This window comes from Streptomyces sp. NPDC051183 (assembly GCF_040682455.1).
GTDB lineage: Bacteria > Actinomycetota > Actinomycetes > Streptomycetales > Streptomycetaceae > Streptomyces.
This window is the reverse complement of sequence record NZ_JBFBBA010000003.1, coordinates 205218-219718: the sequence shown is the minus strand read 5'-3', so window position 1 is coordinate 219718 and position 14501 is coordinate 205218. Positions and strand designations below refer to the sequence as shown.

The window sequence follows — 14501 nt, the reverse complement described above, 5'->3', positions numbered from 1 at the left end:
CGTGCGTGGGGGCGTGCGGCGGATCGTGCGTCAGAGCCGGGCGCCGGCCAGGACGAAGGCGGCCCAGCGGTCGAGCCGCCCGTCCTCCTCACGGACCGCCAGCGAGGCGGACCGCAGGGCCGCGGCTTTCGACCCGGTGCTTTCGAGCCCGGCGTAGAAGTGCGTCATGAAGCGGTACGCGGCGCTGTCCGGGACCTTCCACAGACTGACCAGCACGGAGCCGGCCCCGGCGAACAGCAGGGCGCGCGGCAGCCCCATCGGATCCTCCGAGAGGCCCGCGTGGTAGATGCCGCTCTCGCAGGCCGACAGCGTCACCAGGTCGAGGTCCGTGGCCCGTACGCCCAGGATCTCCCGCGCCGTCAGCACCCGGTCGGCCATCCGGATGCCCGAGGCCAGCGGATCCTCGGCGGTGAAGGCCGCGTGCGCCGCGACATGGACCGTCGCGGCCGAGCCGAGCGCTTCGAGCAGCGCGTCGGCCGTGGCCCGCTCGCCGATGCGGGCCGCCGCACCCCACCGCAGCGCCAGCTCGCGCGCCTCGTTCCGGGCCCCGGCCAGGTCTCCCGTCGGATCGCCGAACACCGCGCGTACGTGCCCGCCGCGCCCCCGTTCCACGGGGGCCCGCGAGCGCAGCAGGGACGCGCTCGGGCTGATCACGAGCGGGTTGCGGGCCAGCAGTACGTCCTGCCCCAGCCGCACCGCGCCGAGCGGGAGGTTGTGCACCGGCCCCGCGGGGCAGACGACCAGGGTGTCCCCGGGCTCGCAGAGGTCCGCCAGCGGTGCGACGACCTCGGACAGCTCGTGGTGGAAGAGGTCCTCCAGATCCGCCGCGAGCTCGCGGACCCGGGAGGCCGAGCCGAAGTTCGCGGCGGCGAACCTGGCCAGCCGGGTGCGGTCGACCCGTGAAGTGGCGACGCGTACGGGGCGGTCGGTGCCGTCCACCGCGAGGAAGACGAGGTGCTCGTCGTCGGGGAACAGCAGGTTGACCGCGACGACCCGGCCGCCCGATGCCCCGGGCCGCGCGCGCAACTGCTCCGCGACCTCCGGACGGGAGAGCGGCCGCGCCTGCCGGACGGCCGCGTACTCGGCGCCGGCCGGCGACAGGGCGGCCATCGTCCGCCAGACCTCCGCCAGCTGCCGCTCGACGGACCGGTGCGACGACCAGAACTCGGCCTCGCCCCTGGCCGAGGCGCGCAGGCCGCGCCGTCGGGCGAGCAGGGAGGCCTCGCGCTCGGCGAGGGCGGCGGGGACGTCCGCGGGCGGAGTCAGGGCCGCCTCCCCGACCATGTCCAGGAAGGTACGCGCACGCAGCGTTTCCACGGTCTTCCAGGCCGCGTCGGCGAGGTCCGGCGCGTCCGACTCCCGGGCGAGGGCCAGCTGAGTACGGGCCAGGGCCAGGAGCGCCTTCCCGCGCTGCTCCTGTACGGCGATCCGCGACGTCTCGTCGACGGCCCCGCTGCGCACCTCCTCGGCGATGCCGGCCGCCAGGTGGAGCAGCTCGCAGGCGTCGGAGAGCCGCCGGCGTTCCTCCAGGATCCCCGCCGCATCCAGGACGACCGGCCAGGCGGCGTTGAAGTCCGCGACGCGCAGTCGGCGCCCGTCCGCGGCCACCCACGTGTGCGGGTCGCCCGGCGCGGCCGGCAGGCTGTCGTACTCCAGGGCCCTCAGCAGGTGCTCCAGTGGGTCGCCCAGCCGGGGACTCCGGCGCAGGACCTGTGCGGCCGAGACCTCGATCAGGGCGAGGAAGCTCTGCTTTCCGCTGTCCGCCATCAGGGTTCTGGCCTTGTCCAGCATGACCAGCGCGGTCCGGGGCGTCCCCAGCCTGCCGTAGGCCTCCGCCATGCGCCGGTGGGCGTTGCTCGCGACCTGGGCGGGCAGGTGCTGCACCTCTTCGCTCCCGGCGAGGGCGAGCGCCTGCTGGAAGTGGCGCAACGCCACGTCGGGCCGGTCCGAGTCCAGATGGAACTCGCCCTTGAGGAGGAGGTCGTCGATCTCGTCGTAGACGGTCGGATCGTCGTCGCGGTGATCGATGGCCAGGAGGTGGTAGCGCCTCGCCTCCCCCTCGTTCCCCACCAGCCACGCGGCCCTGGACAGGGTCCGGTAGAGCCCCTCGCGGCCGTCGCCGATCCCGAGGACCCGCTGCGCGACGGGACGCCCGGCGGCCCCGTCCCGACCGCGGACGTCCCGCTCGGCGTCGAAGTGCCGCTCCGCCTCCAGGAGCAGGTCGTAGGCGCGCTCGACCGCGCCCCGCATCGTCTCCACGCTGGCGACCCCCATGAGGGCCGCACCGATGTAGTGGTCCCTGCCCAGGCCCAGGCGGCTGTGGCCCGGAGCGAACCACGTCGGCAGCGTCCGGGCCAGCCGCAGGTGGGTCTCGGCCCAGAACAGCGCGGCGTCGATGTTCCGGTCCCGGTCGCGGTAGCAGATCGACAGCCCCTGAGCCGCGATGATGACCGGCTCCCGGCAGTCCGGTTCGGTCGCGGCGAGCCACGGCCCCCATGCCTCCGGCCTGGCCTCCAGCCTGCCCTCGAAGAACCCCGCATGATGCGGATCGCTGCGGTACTTGCGCAGGAGCATGTCCCCGACGGAGCCGTTCGCGCGCGCCGCCTCAGCGGGCTCCCGGTGTTCCCCGTACGGGCGGTCCTCGTGCGGGCGTTCTTCGTACGTCGGGCCGTTCCCGTCAGCGGCCACCGGCGGGGCCTCCGCGGGAGTCGCCCGTCAGCAGCGCGAGCGCCTCCCTGGCCCCGCCGTACGCGGGGTCCAGCGCGAGGGCCTGCTCGTAGCACTGCCTGGCCCGTCGGCGATCGCCCTGGCCCTTGAGGACCGCGTCTCCGAGGAAGCGGTACGCCTGCGGGGTCGGCCTGATGGCGATGGACTCGGTGAAGTGCGCCGCCGCCAGGTGGAAGTCGCCCAGCATGTAATAGGCGTCGCCCAGACCGAGGTGGGCGTATTCGAGCTCCGGATCGGCCTCGATCGCCTTGCGGTACTCGGCGACGGCTTTACGGAACTCGCTGTTCGTGAAGTGCTCCTCGGCCATCGCGAGGTGCCGGTCGGCCGAGGACTGCGGCCGCAGGTGCGGCGGGAGCAGCTCTACGACCTTGGGGAAGAGGCCCGGTTCCTTCACGGCGACGTCGTCGCGGAGCCGCGCTCCCTCCACGGGGCCGAGACCGATGATCATCGCCGCCCGCATGTGCGCGGCCATCGCTTCCGGCCCCAGACCGGCGAGGCTCGGATCGATCGTCAGGCTGCCGTTCTCGTACCGGGCGAGTAATCGGGGTCCCGCCGCTCGGGCCGCCAACTCCCGGACCTGCGACGGCGGCGGCATCGCGGATGCGGGGAGCTCGCCTCCGAGCACCTTCAGCGTCGTCGCCCAGGCGGCGGCGTCCGGATCGGAGGTGCGTACGCAGCACATCACCAGGAACTTCACCAGTTCGAGGTGCTGCGGCCCCGGCCGGTCGCCGATGCGCGCCGTCAGGAGTGCCTTCGCCTCGCTCCAGTTCCCGGCCTCGAGCAGGGAGAGGGCGAGCCTCGTCAAGGTCTCGGGCCGGCGGTCACCGTGCGCGATCATGTCCCGGAGCAGGCGGATGCGGGGCTCCCAGCGATGGAACTCTCCCAACATCTCCGCCATGCCGTCGAGTTCCTCGGTGGAGTCGGCCGGCAGACCGCGCAGGGCCTGTATCCACCTCGCGATGGGCGCGATCCGCTCCGGCGTGTGCCTGGCGGAGACCATGGCGGTTCTGAGCGTGTTGAGTTCGTCGCCTGTGACATCGGGCAGCCCGGCGGGCGGCGCAGCGCCCTCGGCCAGTTCCCGGGTGAGCCGCAGCAGCGTCCGGAACCGGGCGATGTACGGCGCCAATCGCCGGGCGCAGTCCCCGTCCGCCGCCTCCAGGGCGTCGAAGCTCTCGAACGCCGCCGGGAGTCCGCCGTCGGACAGGTCGACCGCTCGCGACTCGGCCCTGGAGGCCTCGGCGGCCAGGGCCGACAGGGCCTCCAGGGTGCGTGAGCCGAGGTCGCGGTAGGCGAGTCGGGCCTGTTCGAACTGCCGTCGGCCGTCCTTCCGGTCGAACTGGAGCGCGTACCCGATCAGGAAGTGCCCCGCCGCCAGGCCCTCGGCCGAATGGGCGCCGAGGGCGATGAGCATCCGCCCCATGTGCTCGGTCTCCCGGCTGCCCGACAGGACGTCGGTGCGCCCCCGGTCGATCAGTCCGGGCAGGTCCTGCAGCAGTTCCGCCCGGCGCTCGTTATCGAGGAACGCGGCCAACTCCCCCTGCGCCAGGGCCTCCAGTGCGCCCTGGATCGTTCCCTCGGCCACCCGTCCCGGGGCGCCGTCCCGGGGCGCCAGGTGGCGCGCCCACTCCATGCCCAACCGTTCGAAAAGCAATTGGTCCCCCCATCGCCCCGATCAGCCCGGCCATCGTACAGAAGCGACCCGGCCGGTGATCGTCCGACCGGAGTCGGACCGCCGCTCCCGAGGGCTTGCCTTCGCGTGCACTCCAACACCTAGCCTCTGGGCGGTCAACGCATCGGCTGTCCGCGGGACCTGCTGGTGGGACCGCCCGGGCAGCCACGGAGGTGAGAGCGAGGAACTGCTCGGACGCTGGATGGCCCGCTCCGGGCGGCGCGACCAGGTGTTCCTGGCCACCAAGGGCGCGGCGCTCGTCGTGAACCCGGACGAGGCGCGGGCCGAGCGGGGCGGGGCGGACTGGAGCAAGGCCCGGTTCGACGGCGCCGGCGCGAAGGCGCTGCACGCCTCGATCGACGACAGCCTGCGCCGACTGGGCACCGACCACGTCGACCTCTACTACGTCCACGTGGACGACCGCGCCACGCCGCTGGAGGAGACGCTGGAGGCCCTCGCCGGCATCGTCCGGTCCGGCAAGGCCCGCCACATCGGCTGGTCCAACGTCCGCACCTGGCGCATGGAACGCATCCGGGCCCTGTGCGAGCGGTACGGCTGGCCCGCACCCATCGCCCTCCAGCAGCAGCACTCGTACCTGCGCCCCCGCCCGGGCCTGGACACGGTCTCGATCGTGGACCACGAGCAACTGGACTACCTGCGCACGCACGACGACCTGAGCCTCGTCGCGTACTCGCCCATCCTCCGGGGCATCTACGACGACGCGGCCAAGCGCCGCGCGCACTGGATGATGGAGCGGTACGCGGGACCCGACGCGGAAGCCCGGCTGAGCGTGCTCGGCGAGGTGGCCGCCGAACTGGGGGTGACCCCCAATCAGCTCGTACTGGCCTGGCTGCTGCACCAGACCTCGCCCCGGGCCGTTCCGCTCATCGGCCCGCGCACCCTGGACCAGTACGAGGCCTCGCTGCCCGCCCTGGACTGCGCACTCTCGGAGGAGCACCTCGGCCGCCTGGACGCCGCGGGGGCCTGACGGTCTAGACGGCCTGGGCCGGCTCCCCGAGGAGTCGGGTGCGGAACAGGTCGAGGACCGTGTCCAGGGCTTGCCGCGTGGGCTGTCCGGGTTCGTCGATGAGGTGCTCGGTCAGTACGGAGTGCGGCGCGAGGGCGCTGTCGGGGTTGGCCGCGCTGTCGTCCAGTTCGATGGCGACGAACGCGTCGCCGAGCTCGCGCCGCAGGTACGCGAACCGGTCCCCGGGTACGAGCCGGTCGCTCCGGAACCGCATCCCCAGCACCTGGAGTCCGTCGCGTTCGCAGCGCCGGCGGACGACCGCGAGGTCCCCGGGGCTGATGTCGATGCTGCCCGCGCGGCTCGATGTGCAGGCCAGCGGCAGCGACGGCTGGGCCAGCACGGGGGCGAGGAGCCGGTCGTCCGTGGCCATGGCCAGGGCGAACCCACCGGTCAGGCACATGCCGACGGCGCCGACCCCGGGGCCGCCGCAGCGCTCGTGCTCGGCGGCGGCCAGGGCGCGCAGCCACCCCACGACGCGCGAGGTACGCCCGGTGGCCAGCAGCGTGAACTCGCGGCTCACGCACACCTGCCACAGCGACGACGCCAGGTAGCGGCCGGCGTTCGGCCAGCCGCGGGTCTTGGGATCGGCATCCCGGCCGGGTTCGCCGAAGAGGACCGGGAGGACGGCCGTGCAGCCTGCCGCGGCCACCTTGTCGGCGAACTCCAGGACCTTGGGGGTGATGCCGGGGATCTCCGCGATGACGATCACCGCGGGGCCGGTGCCGCGGCGCAGCACCCGGCGGGTGGCGCCGTCATGGGTGAACGTGCCCCCGGTGAAGCCGATGGGTTCGTGCTCTGCTGTCACGGGCCTGCTACCTCCGCCAACGCTCCTGGGACGACACCAAGTTACCCCGAGTGCCGGGTCAGGAGACGGCGTACCACTGGCTGGCCCAGCCGGTGTTGATGGTGCTGGTGGACTGGTCGGCGAGGTTCACGGTGGCCGGCAGCGAGGTCTGGCCCGTCAGGACGGTGCTGTAGCGGAGTTTGGGCGGCGTCAGACCGGCATTGACCGAGATGCCGGCCCCCGTGGCCTTCAGGGTGAGGGCGTTGGTGGCCCAATTGCCGTTGAGCAGGAGGGCGATGAAGTAGGTTCCGGGGGCCGCGGTGAACGGCTTGGCGAGCGGCAGCGGTTTGGCGATGGCATCGGTCATCAGCTGGGGCGAGATGTCGGCGGTGACCGCGACCCGGCTGCCGTTGGCGTCGTACACGCCGAGGTAGCAGTTGGCGAGCTGGGCATTGGGGTCGATGCCGGCGAGGCCCAGCCAGATGTTCGACCAGGTGATCTGCTCGCGCAGGACGATCCGTACGAGGGTGACCCGCCCGCCGACACCGGAGGCCGACTGGGCGGTGACGTGTCCCGCGTCATTGGGGTCGCCGGTCCACGCGAGCAGGTTCTGGTCCTGCGGCCGGGGCCCCTCGAAGCCGGAGCCGGTCCCGGTCCCGCTGCTCTGCGTGGGCGCGGAGGCGGCCCCGGGGCTCACCGCGGCGGGCCGTTTCTCGCCCGGTGCGGAGCAGCCGGTCAGGACGAGCAGCGCCGCCAGTGCGGCAACGAAGCCGGTCGCGGCGGTGGTGGTGCGGGTGTGCATGGTCCCCCCATGAAGTGCGGTGTGCCGGGGTCATCGTCACATGAGCCCCGGCCGGCGGCGGCGCGGGGCCTTCGCCCGCCGCTCAGGCCACGACGTTCGCCGCGACGGGAAGGGCGCGCACGGCGTGCGAGCGGAACGTGGTGCCCCAGGCGAGCTCCTCGGCCGGGCGGGCGAGCCGGAGCCCGGGAACGCGGTCCAGGAGGGTGCCCAGCGCGAGGGTGAGTTCGAGACGGGCCAGGGGCGCGCCCAGGCAGTAGTGCATGCCGTGCCCGAGGGCGAGGTGGGCCTTGTCCGCCCGGTGGATGTCGAAGCGCTCGGCGTCCGGGTAGCGGGCCGGATCACGGTGGGCCGAGGCGAGGCTGAAGAGCACCGTCTCTCCGGCCGGGATCCGCCGGCCCGCGATGTCGACCGGCTCGGTCGGGAAGCGGCGGATCGCCGTCTGCACGGGCTGCGCGTACCGCAGGAGCTCCTCGACGGCCTCCGGCAGCAGCCCGTGGTCCGCCCGCAGGGCAGCCAGCTGTTCGGGGTGCGTGAGAAGCGCGAGCATCCCGTTGCCGATGACGTGCTGGACGTTCTCGCTCCCGGCCATCAGGATCAGGAAGGCGAGCGAGACGAGTTCGTCCTCGCTGAGCCGGTCCTCCTCGTCGCGCGCCGCGATCAGGCCGGACAGCATGTCCTCACCCGGCCGTACGCGCCGCTCCGCCACGAGGTCGATGAGGAAGCGGTGGATCGCGCCGATCGCCGTCACCAGTTCCTCCCGCGAGCGGGGGGCGAGCATGCCGGCCACCCAGCCGGCGAACCGGTCCTGGTCCGCGGCGGGCACGTCCAGCAGCGCTCCGACGACCCGCAGGGGCAGCGGCTTGGCGAACGCGGCCACCAGGTCCGCCTCGCCGGACGCGGCGATCCGCTCCAGGACCCCGTCGATCAGGCCGTCGACGGCCTCCTGGATGCTCTCCCGCAGCATGTCGACGTGCCGGGGGGTGAATCCCTTCGCAACCAGGCGGCGCAGCCGCAGGTGATCGTCCGGGTCCACGTTCAGTAGGTTCCTGTCGAGCGCGGGGGGCAGGGAGAAGCCGCTGAAACCCGTGGTGGAGTGCCTCTTGTTCACGGAGAAGCGGGCGTCGGGGAGCCCGGCGCGCACGTCCCGCTCGTGGGTCACCAGCCACACCTTCAGACCGTCGGGCAGTTCGACGCGGTGCACGGACCCGGCCTGACGCAGCCGGGCCCAGACGGCGTGCGGGTCCTTCGCGAACGAGTCGTCGAAGGGCCGCGGGAGCGGCGCCGCTTCCGTGTTCTGCGTCATGCGACTGCCTGCCGTTCCTGTCGGTGCCGATGGGGACGTGGGTGAGACCATCCCGGCACCCGAGTCTGCCAGTTGACACGACGGCGCCCCGTGCCCGGGGTGAACCCGGGACGGGGCGCCGCGATGTTCCCGACGTGCGGGCCGGAGCTAGTGCTGGCCCTTCCTCTTGTCCTTGTCCTTGTGTCCGTGGTCCTTCAGCGTGATGTCCTCCGTGTCCGTGAAGTCGATCCGCGTCTTGGCGTGCGTCGTGTGGGGGTAGGCGACGAGGACCGAGCCCGTGCCCTTCTTGCCCGGGTACTCCTCCTTCAGCAGGCCCTTGGGAGAGCCGGCGCGGACGATCAGCTCGTCGCCCTTCTCCGGCTGCACCTGGGACGGGTCTCCGCCGTCGACGGAGAGCTGGGTGCTGACGGTGTCCTTGACGAGGAAGTCGATCCTGTCCTGGCCGCCGCGGGCGAGGACGCCGATCCGCTCGGTCTGCGCCGTCGTGATCCGCAGGCCGAGCAGCGTCACGAGCGACGACGGGTCGCGGACCAGCGGCAGGGCGTCGACGCGGAGCGTGGTGAAGGTGTCCACCACGCCCCGGATCCGGTCGCCACGGGTGGTGCCCACGATGGTGACCTCGTCGTCACCGCCGTCGGTACTGACCGCCACGTCACCGGTGACGCCGGTGAAGTTCAGCACCTGCCGGGAGTCCGCCCGCGTGAGGCGGCCGCTGTTGGTGCTGAGCGGCGTGAAGGTGAGCCGGTCGTCGCCCGATCCGCCCGCCACGGCCGCGCCGTGCCCGTTCGCGTCGAGGTTGACGACCGGGATCCCGCGGATGCCGGCGAAACCGCCCGGGATGCCCGGGTAGCCCGTCACCCGGCCCTGGGCGATGTCGACCAGCACGTTCGCCGTGGCACCGGTGAGGCTGAGCGAGTGCCGGGCGATGGTCACCGCGAGGGAGGGGGAGGCCGGGCCCACGTTCCCGGCGAGGTCCTCCAGGAGCACGGCGACGTCGTACCGTCCGTCGCGCAGCGCCGAGCTGACGACCTGGTACTCACCGGCCGGAGTGACGGTGTCCTTGCCGACCACGGCAGGGCTGCCGCCCGCGGGGGTGGTCCGCAGCCGGACCAGTGCGTTCGGCTCGACCGAGGCGCCCTGGAAGGCGGGCTTGCCGATGGTGGTGATGTTGTCGACGTCGCTGCCCGCGCTGTCGCTGGAGGACAGCAGGTCGGGCGCCGCGGCCGGCCTGGCAGGCGCGATCGTGTCCAGGGTGATCACCAGTGCGTGCGCGCTCTCCGCGCCCGAGCCGGTGACGTGGGCGGTGCCGGCGACGCGGGGGTTGTCGGACGGGTCGACGATGATCACCTCGGCGGTGATCTGGTTCTCGCCCTCCCGCAGGACCGGGGCCAGGCGGATCTGGTACAGCCCCGGCTTGTTCGTCGGGTCGACCGGCGTGGCGAAGCCGACGCGCTCCCCGTCGCGCTCCACGGCCACCTTGAAGCCAGGGTTGTCGTCGCCGAGGTCCGGCGAGGCGTTCTGCGGGGACAGCTGGATCCCGGCGGCGCGCAGCTCGGCGTCGTTCACGCGGAGGAAGAGGTCCGGCCCGGCGATCTTGGTGACGTCGTCACTGTCGGAGCGGCCCGAGTCGGACTGCTGCTTGAGATCGAGCGCGAAGGGCTCGGGGGCCGCGCGGTTGACGACGACGAGGTCGTACGTGCCCTGCGGCGGGTCGGTCGGCGAGGAGTCCCCGGGCCGGGTCGGGTCGGCCACCCCGGCGGCGCTGACCACGACGTAGTACGGCTCGTCCTGGACGACCGGGATCCCCAGCCGGCCGGTGGAGGTGCCGGCCCGGGTGGTGACGGTGCCGGTCGCGACGCGGTTGCCGTACTTGTCGTACGCGCGAACCGCGAGCGGGGCGATCACCTCGTTGAAGCGGATCTCGGTGGTGAGGTGGCCCGTGTGGCGCGGGGTGACGCGGAAGAAGTCCACGTCGGTCGCCGTGTGCAGGGTGAGACCGCGCCGGTTGAACTGCTCGTTCGAGCCGAGGTCGGCGGCCACGGCGTGGTCGATCGACTCGTTGGGCTCGTGGGCGTCTGGGAAGGCCCCGGCCATGGAGAACACGTCGAAGTACGTGGCCTGGTTGCCCCGCGCCGGGTTGGTGCCCGTGGGCGGGGTGGTGTTGCCGGTCCAGGTGGCGTAGCCGATGCCGTCGACCGACCACAGGCCGTTGTACTCGCCGATGCGCAGGGTCTGGTTGGTGGAGCCGGCGCCGCAGTCGAAGCGGCACGGGGCGTTGAGGTCGGGGTCGAAGGCGGAGTCGCTGACCCGGAAGTCCTGCGTCCAGGTCTGGCCGCCGTCCCGGCTGGTGGTGCCGTACAGCTCCAGCAGGAAGTTGTTGCCCCCGTTGGGCCCGGTGCCGTTGTTGCGCCGGCCGCTGCGGTTGTCGTACCAGGTGACGACGGCGTTGCCGTCCTGGTCGATGTGCGCGGTGGGCATCACGGCGAAGGTCTGGCCCGGACCGTGGTCGACCCGGCCGCGGGTGAAGGTCTGACCGTTGTCCGTGGAGCGGGCGATGACCACGTCGGCGTCGTCGCCGTTGCCGAAGACGTTGTTGGGGTCGTCGTTGGAGACGACGTAGACGTTCCCGGCGCGGGCCGGGTCGGGCAGGATCCACGGCTGAACGGTGCCCTGGAGCCAGAAGTCGGTGCCGGGGATCGTGCCGGCGCCGGACTGCACGTTGCAGGTGACCGTGGCCTGACCCGCCGTGAACGCCGCGTTCTTCTGCGTGACGGTGCCGGCCGCGAAGTCGGCGCCGCCGGACCCGTCGCGCAGGAGCTGTACCGTGCCCGTGCCCGGGGTGCCGCAGGTGTCGGTGTGGTAGGCGACGTAGAGGTCACCGTTCTGGGCGACGGCCGCGTGGGAGGGCCAGACGAAGCCCTCGCCGGCCGCGGAGATGGCGGCCGGCGCGGACCAGGTCGCGCCGGCGTTCGTGGACCGGGAGAACAGGATCCGCGTCCCGATACCGAACTCCGTCCAGACGATGTAGAGGTTGCCCACGTACGGGCTGGTGGGGTTGGCGTCGACGACCAGCCACTGCTTGTCGTTGTCGATGGCGCCGTTGTTGCTCACCCGTACGGGGGTGTAGGTCTGGTTCCCCGTCGTCGTGGTGTCGTTGATCCGGGCGACGCCGACCCCGAGCTGGTTGGGGGTGGTGTTCAGACCGCGCGACAGATGGGTGACGAACAGGCGTCCCTGGGCGTCGAAGGCGAGGGACGGGTCGCCGTTGCACGGGGTGACGGTCGACGTCCGCGTGATCGGGAAGCCGTCCCGGCCGAAGTTGAGGTCGATGTGGACGGTGCATCCCTGCATGACGGCGACGTGGCCGGGCCTGCGGGGATTGGCGGTGGCGTTGTGGGGCTCGAACCCGCCGGTGGCGATCCTCTGATCCTCCCCGGCCCACGCCGTGGACGTGGCGGGACCGAGGATCACGAGCGACTGCAGTACGAGGAGAATGCTGCTGACGATGGTGACGGCACGCCTGTGGAGATGATTGCTCAGCATGCGTCCCGCTCTCTGGCTCTGTACATCCCTCTCCTATTCCAGCCCGGCGGCCGCCTGATCAGCGGCCCCGTGCGCTGTTCGAGAGGACTCTGGCACCGCGCCGATGACGGCTCGGGCCGCCCGGGGCCGCGACACGGGAATTCACCAAGATCCCGGGAAGAACCACCCGCCCGGGGTAACGATCACGGCAGTGGCGTACGGGGAGCAGGGCGCGGTCACGTGCATGCGGGCATGCAGATACCGGCATGCAGATACCCCCCGGGAGCGGCAACGGGCGGCTCCGCGCGGAACCGGACGCGGCACTGCCCTCCGTCGCCCGGGCAGGGGCGACGGAGGGCAGAGCGGCGCAGAGCGTGGAGCGCAGGGAGGAGTCGGGGGGAGCCGGGCAGGGCGCCGCGGTGTCCCTACCTCTCGCACCTGCCGAAGGTGACGACGTAGGTCCCGGCGTCCTTGAAGCCGGCTCCCGCACGGTCGGCCGCCCCGCCCCTGGACGCGGCACCGATGTCGGTCAGGGAGGGGTCGCGGATGATCCGGTCGTGGCCCTGCGTGCTGACGTTCAGCCACCAGTTGACGGCTGCCTTCGGGGTGCCGGCTCCGCTGCCCCAGCCGTTGTAAACGATCTCCCTGCCGAACCAGGAGCTGCCGTCCGAGCAGTAGCCGGCGTTGCTGATGCGGCGCCCGATCTGTTCGTCGCCGCTCCCCGAGACCTTCGGGTTCTGATGGGGATTGCGGTTCGGTCCCCACCACTTCTGGGCCAGCGAGGCGTCCAGGTGCGTGCGTGCGGCCGTCGTCAGATCGGAGTCGAACGTCAGCTCCGAGAGCCCCAGCCGCTGGCGCTCGTCGTTGATCAGGCACACGGTGGCCAGGGTCTGGAACATGGTCCCGAACCCGAAACGGCCCGGGTCGGTGGAGGGGACGAGGTCATCGGCCTCGGGGCCCATCTTCGTGCAGTCCACCGTCTCGGCGGCGGCGGGAGCGGCGACCGTCGGGACCAGCGTCACCGAGAGGACGGCCGCTGCGGCGACGGAGACGGCGGCCCTGGCGTGCGGACCGTGCGGAGTGCGGATTCTCATGGAGACTCCCTCCTCTCCCGCGTACCGGACACGGAGAGGCCCGGAGCTGGAGGTGGTGGGTAGGCACGGCGCGCCGCTTCTCATGGTGCGCCCGGCGGGGCGGGTCTGCCACTCGGCCCGGTGCGCGCCGTGCGTCCGCCCGCTGCCGCGGCCCTCGTGTCCGCCGTGTCCGTCGTTCAGCCGTTCGGGTGTCATCCTGGAGGGGGACGTACGGGCCGTCATCCGGCCGAAGAAGTCTGTTTGCCGGGAGCGCGCTGAGTACCGTCATGGCCGAGTCACTTTCGGTCGTCCTGCTGCTGGGTGTGCTGGCCTTCGCCGTCGTACGGCCGCGCGGGCTCCCCGAGGCCGTCGCCGCGCTGCCGGCCGCCGGCATGGTCATCGCGACGGGGGTGATCTCGCCGTACGACGCGTGGCAGCAGACGCGCGAGCTGCTGCCGGTGGTCGGGTTCCTCGCCGTGATCCTGGCGCTCGCGCACCTGTGTGCCGAGGAGGGACTGTTCCGGGCGGCCGGTGATGCGGTGGCCCGGCGGTGCGGGCGCAGCCCGAGGACGCTGCTGGGCGGGGTCTTCGCGGTGGCGGCGGTGGTCACGGCGGCGCTCAGCCTGGACGCGACGGTGGTGCTGCTGACACCGGTGGTTTTCGCGACCGCCGCCCGTCTCGGTGCGGCCCTCCGTCCGCACGTGTACGCCACCGCACACCTGGCGAACTCGGCGTCGCTGCTGCTGCCGGTCTCGAATCTGACCAATCTGCTGGCCTTCACCGCGAGCGGCCTGTCCTTCACCCGGTTCGCCGCGCTGATGGCCCTGCCCTGGCTGGCCGCCATCGCCGTCGAGTACGCCGCTTTCCGCCGCTTCTTCCGGGCCGACCTGGCCAAGCCGGTCGACCGGTCCGACGATACGGAGCCTGCGGCGCCCGTGTCCCGGTTCAGCCTGGCGGTGCTCCTGCTGACCCTGGCCGGATTCGCGGTCGCCTCCTTCGCCGGGGCGAGCCCGGCGTGGGCGGCCCTGGCCGGTGCCGGGGTGCTCGCGGTGCGTGCGCTGCGCCGGCGCCGTACGAGTCTGCGGAGGCTCGCCGGCTCGGCCGCGCCGGGATTCTGCCTGTTCGTGCTGGCGCTCGGGGTCGTGGTCCGGGCCGTCGTCGACCACGGTCTGGGCGACGCGCTCGCCGGCGTCCTGCCGGCCGGCGACGGGCTCCTGGCGCTGCTGGCCATCGCCGCGGTGGCCGCGCTGCTGGCCAATCTGATCAACAACCTGCCGGCGCTGCTCGCCCTGCTGCCGCTGGCGGCACCGGCCGGACCGGGCCCGGTGCTCGCCGTGCTGATCGGGGTGAACATCGGCCCCAACCTGACCTACGCCGGTTCCCTCGCCACCCTGCTGTGGCGGCGCATCGTCCACGAGCACGAGGACCGGGTGCGACTGGCCGAGTTCACCCGCCTCGGGCTGCTGACCACGCCGGCCGCCCTCGCCGTCGCCGTCGCGGCCCTCTGGGCGTCCGTCCGGTTCATCGGCACCTGATCCGGCGGCCGTGGCCCGGCCCTTCGGGGGCCGGGCACGGCCGTGTGCCGGAGCGGGAC

The 14501-nt window shown here is 72.7% G+C and carries 9 protein-coding genes; 2 read left to right on the top strand and 7 right to left on the bottom strand.

Annotated features, from left to right (window positions below; translation table 11 throughout):
- Positions 1–30 precede the first annotated feature (30 nt).
- A complete protein-coding gene (locus tag AB0M99_RS04225; RefSeq protein WP_365917105.1) occupies positions 31–2688 on the bottom strand; it encodes a CHAT domain-containing protein in 2658 nt (885 codons plus the stop codon).
- Positions 2678–4378 (bottom strand): tetratricopeptide repeat protein, encoded by a 1701-nt coding sequence (locus AB0M99_RS04220; RefSeq protein WP_365917104.1) that lies wholly within the window; start codon positions 4376–4378, stop codon positions 2678–2680. The genes AB0M99_RS04225 and AB0M99_RS04220 overlap by 11 nt, the downstream gene beginning before the upstream one ends.
- On the opposite strand from AB0M99_RS04220, the gene AB0M99_RS04215 reads away from it, so the two are divergent.
- Positions 4356–5384 carry an aldo/keto reductase gene (locus AB0M99_RS04215; RefSeq protein WP_365917103.1) on the top strand — a complete coding sequence of 343 codons (1029 nt, stop codon included), beginning with the start codon at positions 4356–4358 and terminating at the stop codon, positions 5382–5384. The two genes, AB0M99_RS04220 and AB0M99_RS04215, sit on opposite strands and share 23 nt — an antisense overlap.
- Positions 5385–5388: 4 nt before the next feature.
- On the opposite strand, the gene AB0M99_RS04210 is transcribed toward AB0M99_RS04215, so the two are convergent.
- The 5 genes from AB0M99_RS04210 to AB0M99_RS04190 all read right to left on the bottom strand — a co-directional run bounded on the left by AB0M99_RS04210 (position 5389) and on the right by AB0M99_RS04190 (position 12928).
- Positions 5389–6228, bottom strand: a complete 840-nt coding sequence (locus tag AB0M99_RS04210; protein ID WP_365917102.1) for a dienelactone hydrolase family protein — start codon at positions 6226–6228, stop codon at positions 5389–5391.
- Between the two features lie 58 nt (positions 6229–6286).
- Positions 6287–7009 (bottom strand): hypothetical protein, encoded by a 723-nt coding sequence (locus AB0M99_RS04205; protein WP_365917101.1) that lies wholly within the window; start codon positions 7007–7009, stop codon positions 6287–6289.
- Between the two features lie 82 nt (positions 7010–7091).
- Positions 7092–8312 carry a cytochrome P450 gene (locus tag AB0M99_RS04200; protein ID WP_365917100.1) on the bottom strand — a complete coding sequence of 407 codons (1221 nt, stop codon included), beginning with the start codon at positions 8310–8312 and terminating at the stop codon, positions 7092–7094.
- A 147-nt stretch (positions 8313–8459) separates the two neighbouring features.
- Positions 8460–11855, bottom strand: a complete 3396-nt coding sequence (locus AB0M99_RS04195; RefSeq protein ID WP_365917099.1) for an Ig-like domain-containing protein — start codon at positions 11853–11855, stop codon at positions 8460–8462.
- Positions 11856–12259: 404 nt separating this feature from the next.
- Positions 12260–12928 carry a CAP domain-containing protein gene (locus AB0M99_RS04190; protein WP_365917098.1) on the bottom strand — a complete coding sequence of 223 codons (669 nt, stop codon included), beginning with the start codon at positions 12926–12928 and terminating at the stop codon, positions 12260–12262.
- 266 nt (positions 12929–13194) lie between these two features.
- Here AB0M99_RS04190 and AB0M99_RS04185 point away from each other — a divergent pair, with 266 nt between their 5' ends.
- Positions 13195–14442 carry an SLC13 family permease gene (locus tag AB0M99_RS04185; protein WP_365917097.1) on the top strand — a complete coding sequence of 416 codons (1248 nt, stop codon included), beginning with the start codon at positions 13195–13197 and terminating at the stop codon, positions 14440–14442.
- The last annotated feature ends 59 nt before the right edge of the window (positions 14443–14501 follow it).

What these genes read in the sequence shown, in the direction of transcription:
- AB0M99_RS04215 (WP_365917103.1), top strand. Translation starts at nt 4,356, where the DNA reads ATGCCCAACCGTTCGAAAAGCAATTGGTCCCCCCATCGCCCCGATCAG.
- AB0M99_RS04205 (WP_365917101.1), bottom strand. Translation starts at nt 7,009, where the DNA reads ATGCACACCCGCACCACCACCGCCGCGACCGGCTTCGTTGCCGCACTG.
- AB0M99_RS04200 (WP_365917100.1), bottom strand. Translation starts at nt 8,312, where the DNA reads ATGACGCAGAACACGGAAGCGGCGCCGCTCCCGCGGCCCTTCGACGAC.
- AB0M99_RS04195 (WP_365917099.1), bottom strand. Translation starts at nt 11,855, where the DNA reads ATGCTGAGCAATCATCTCCACAGGCGTGCCGTCACCATCGTCAGCAGC.
- AB0M99_RS04190 (WP_365917098.1), bottom strand. Translation starts at nt 12,928, where the DNA reads ATGAGAATCCGCACTCCGCACGGTCCGCACGCCAGGGCCGCCGTCTCC.
- AB0M99_RS04185 (WP_365917097.1), top strand. Translation starts at nt 13,195, where the DNA reads ATGGCCGAGTCACTTTCGGTCGTCCTGCTGCTGGGTGTGCTGGCCTTC.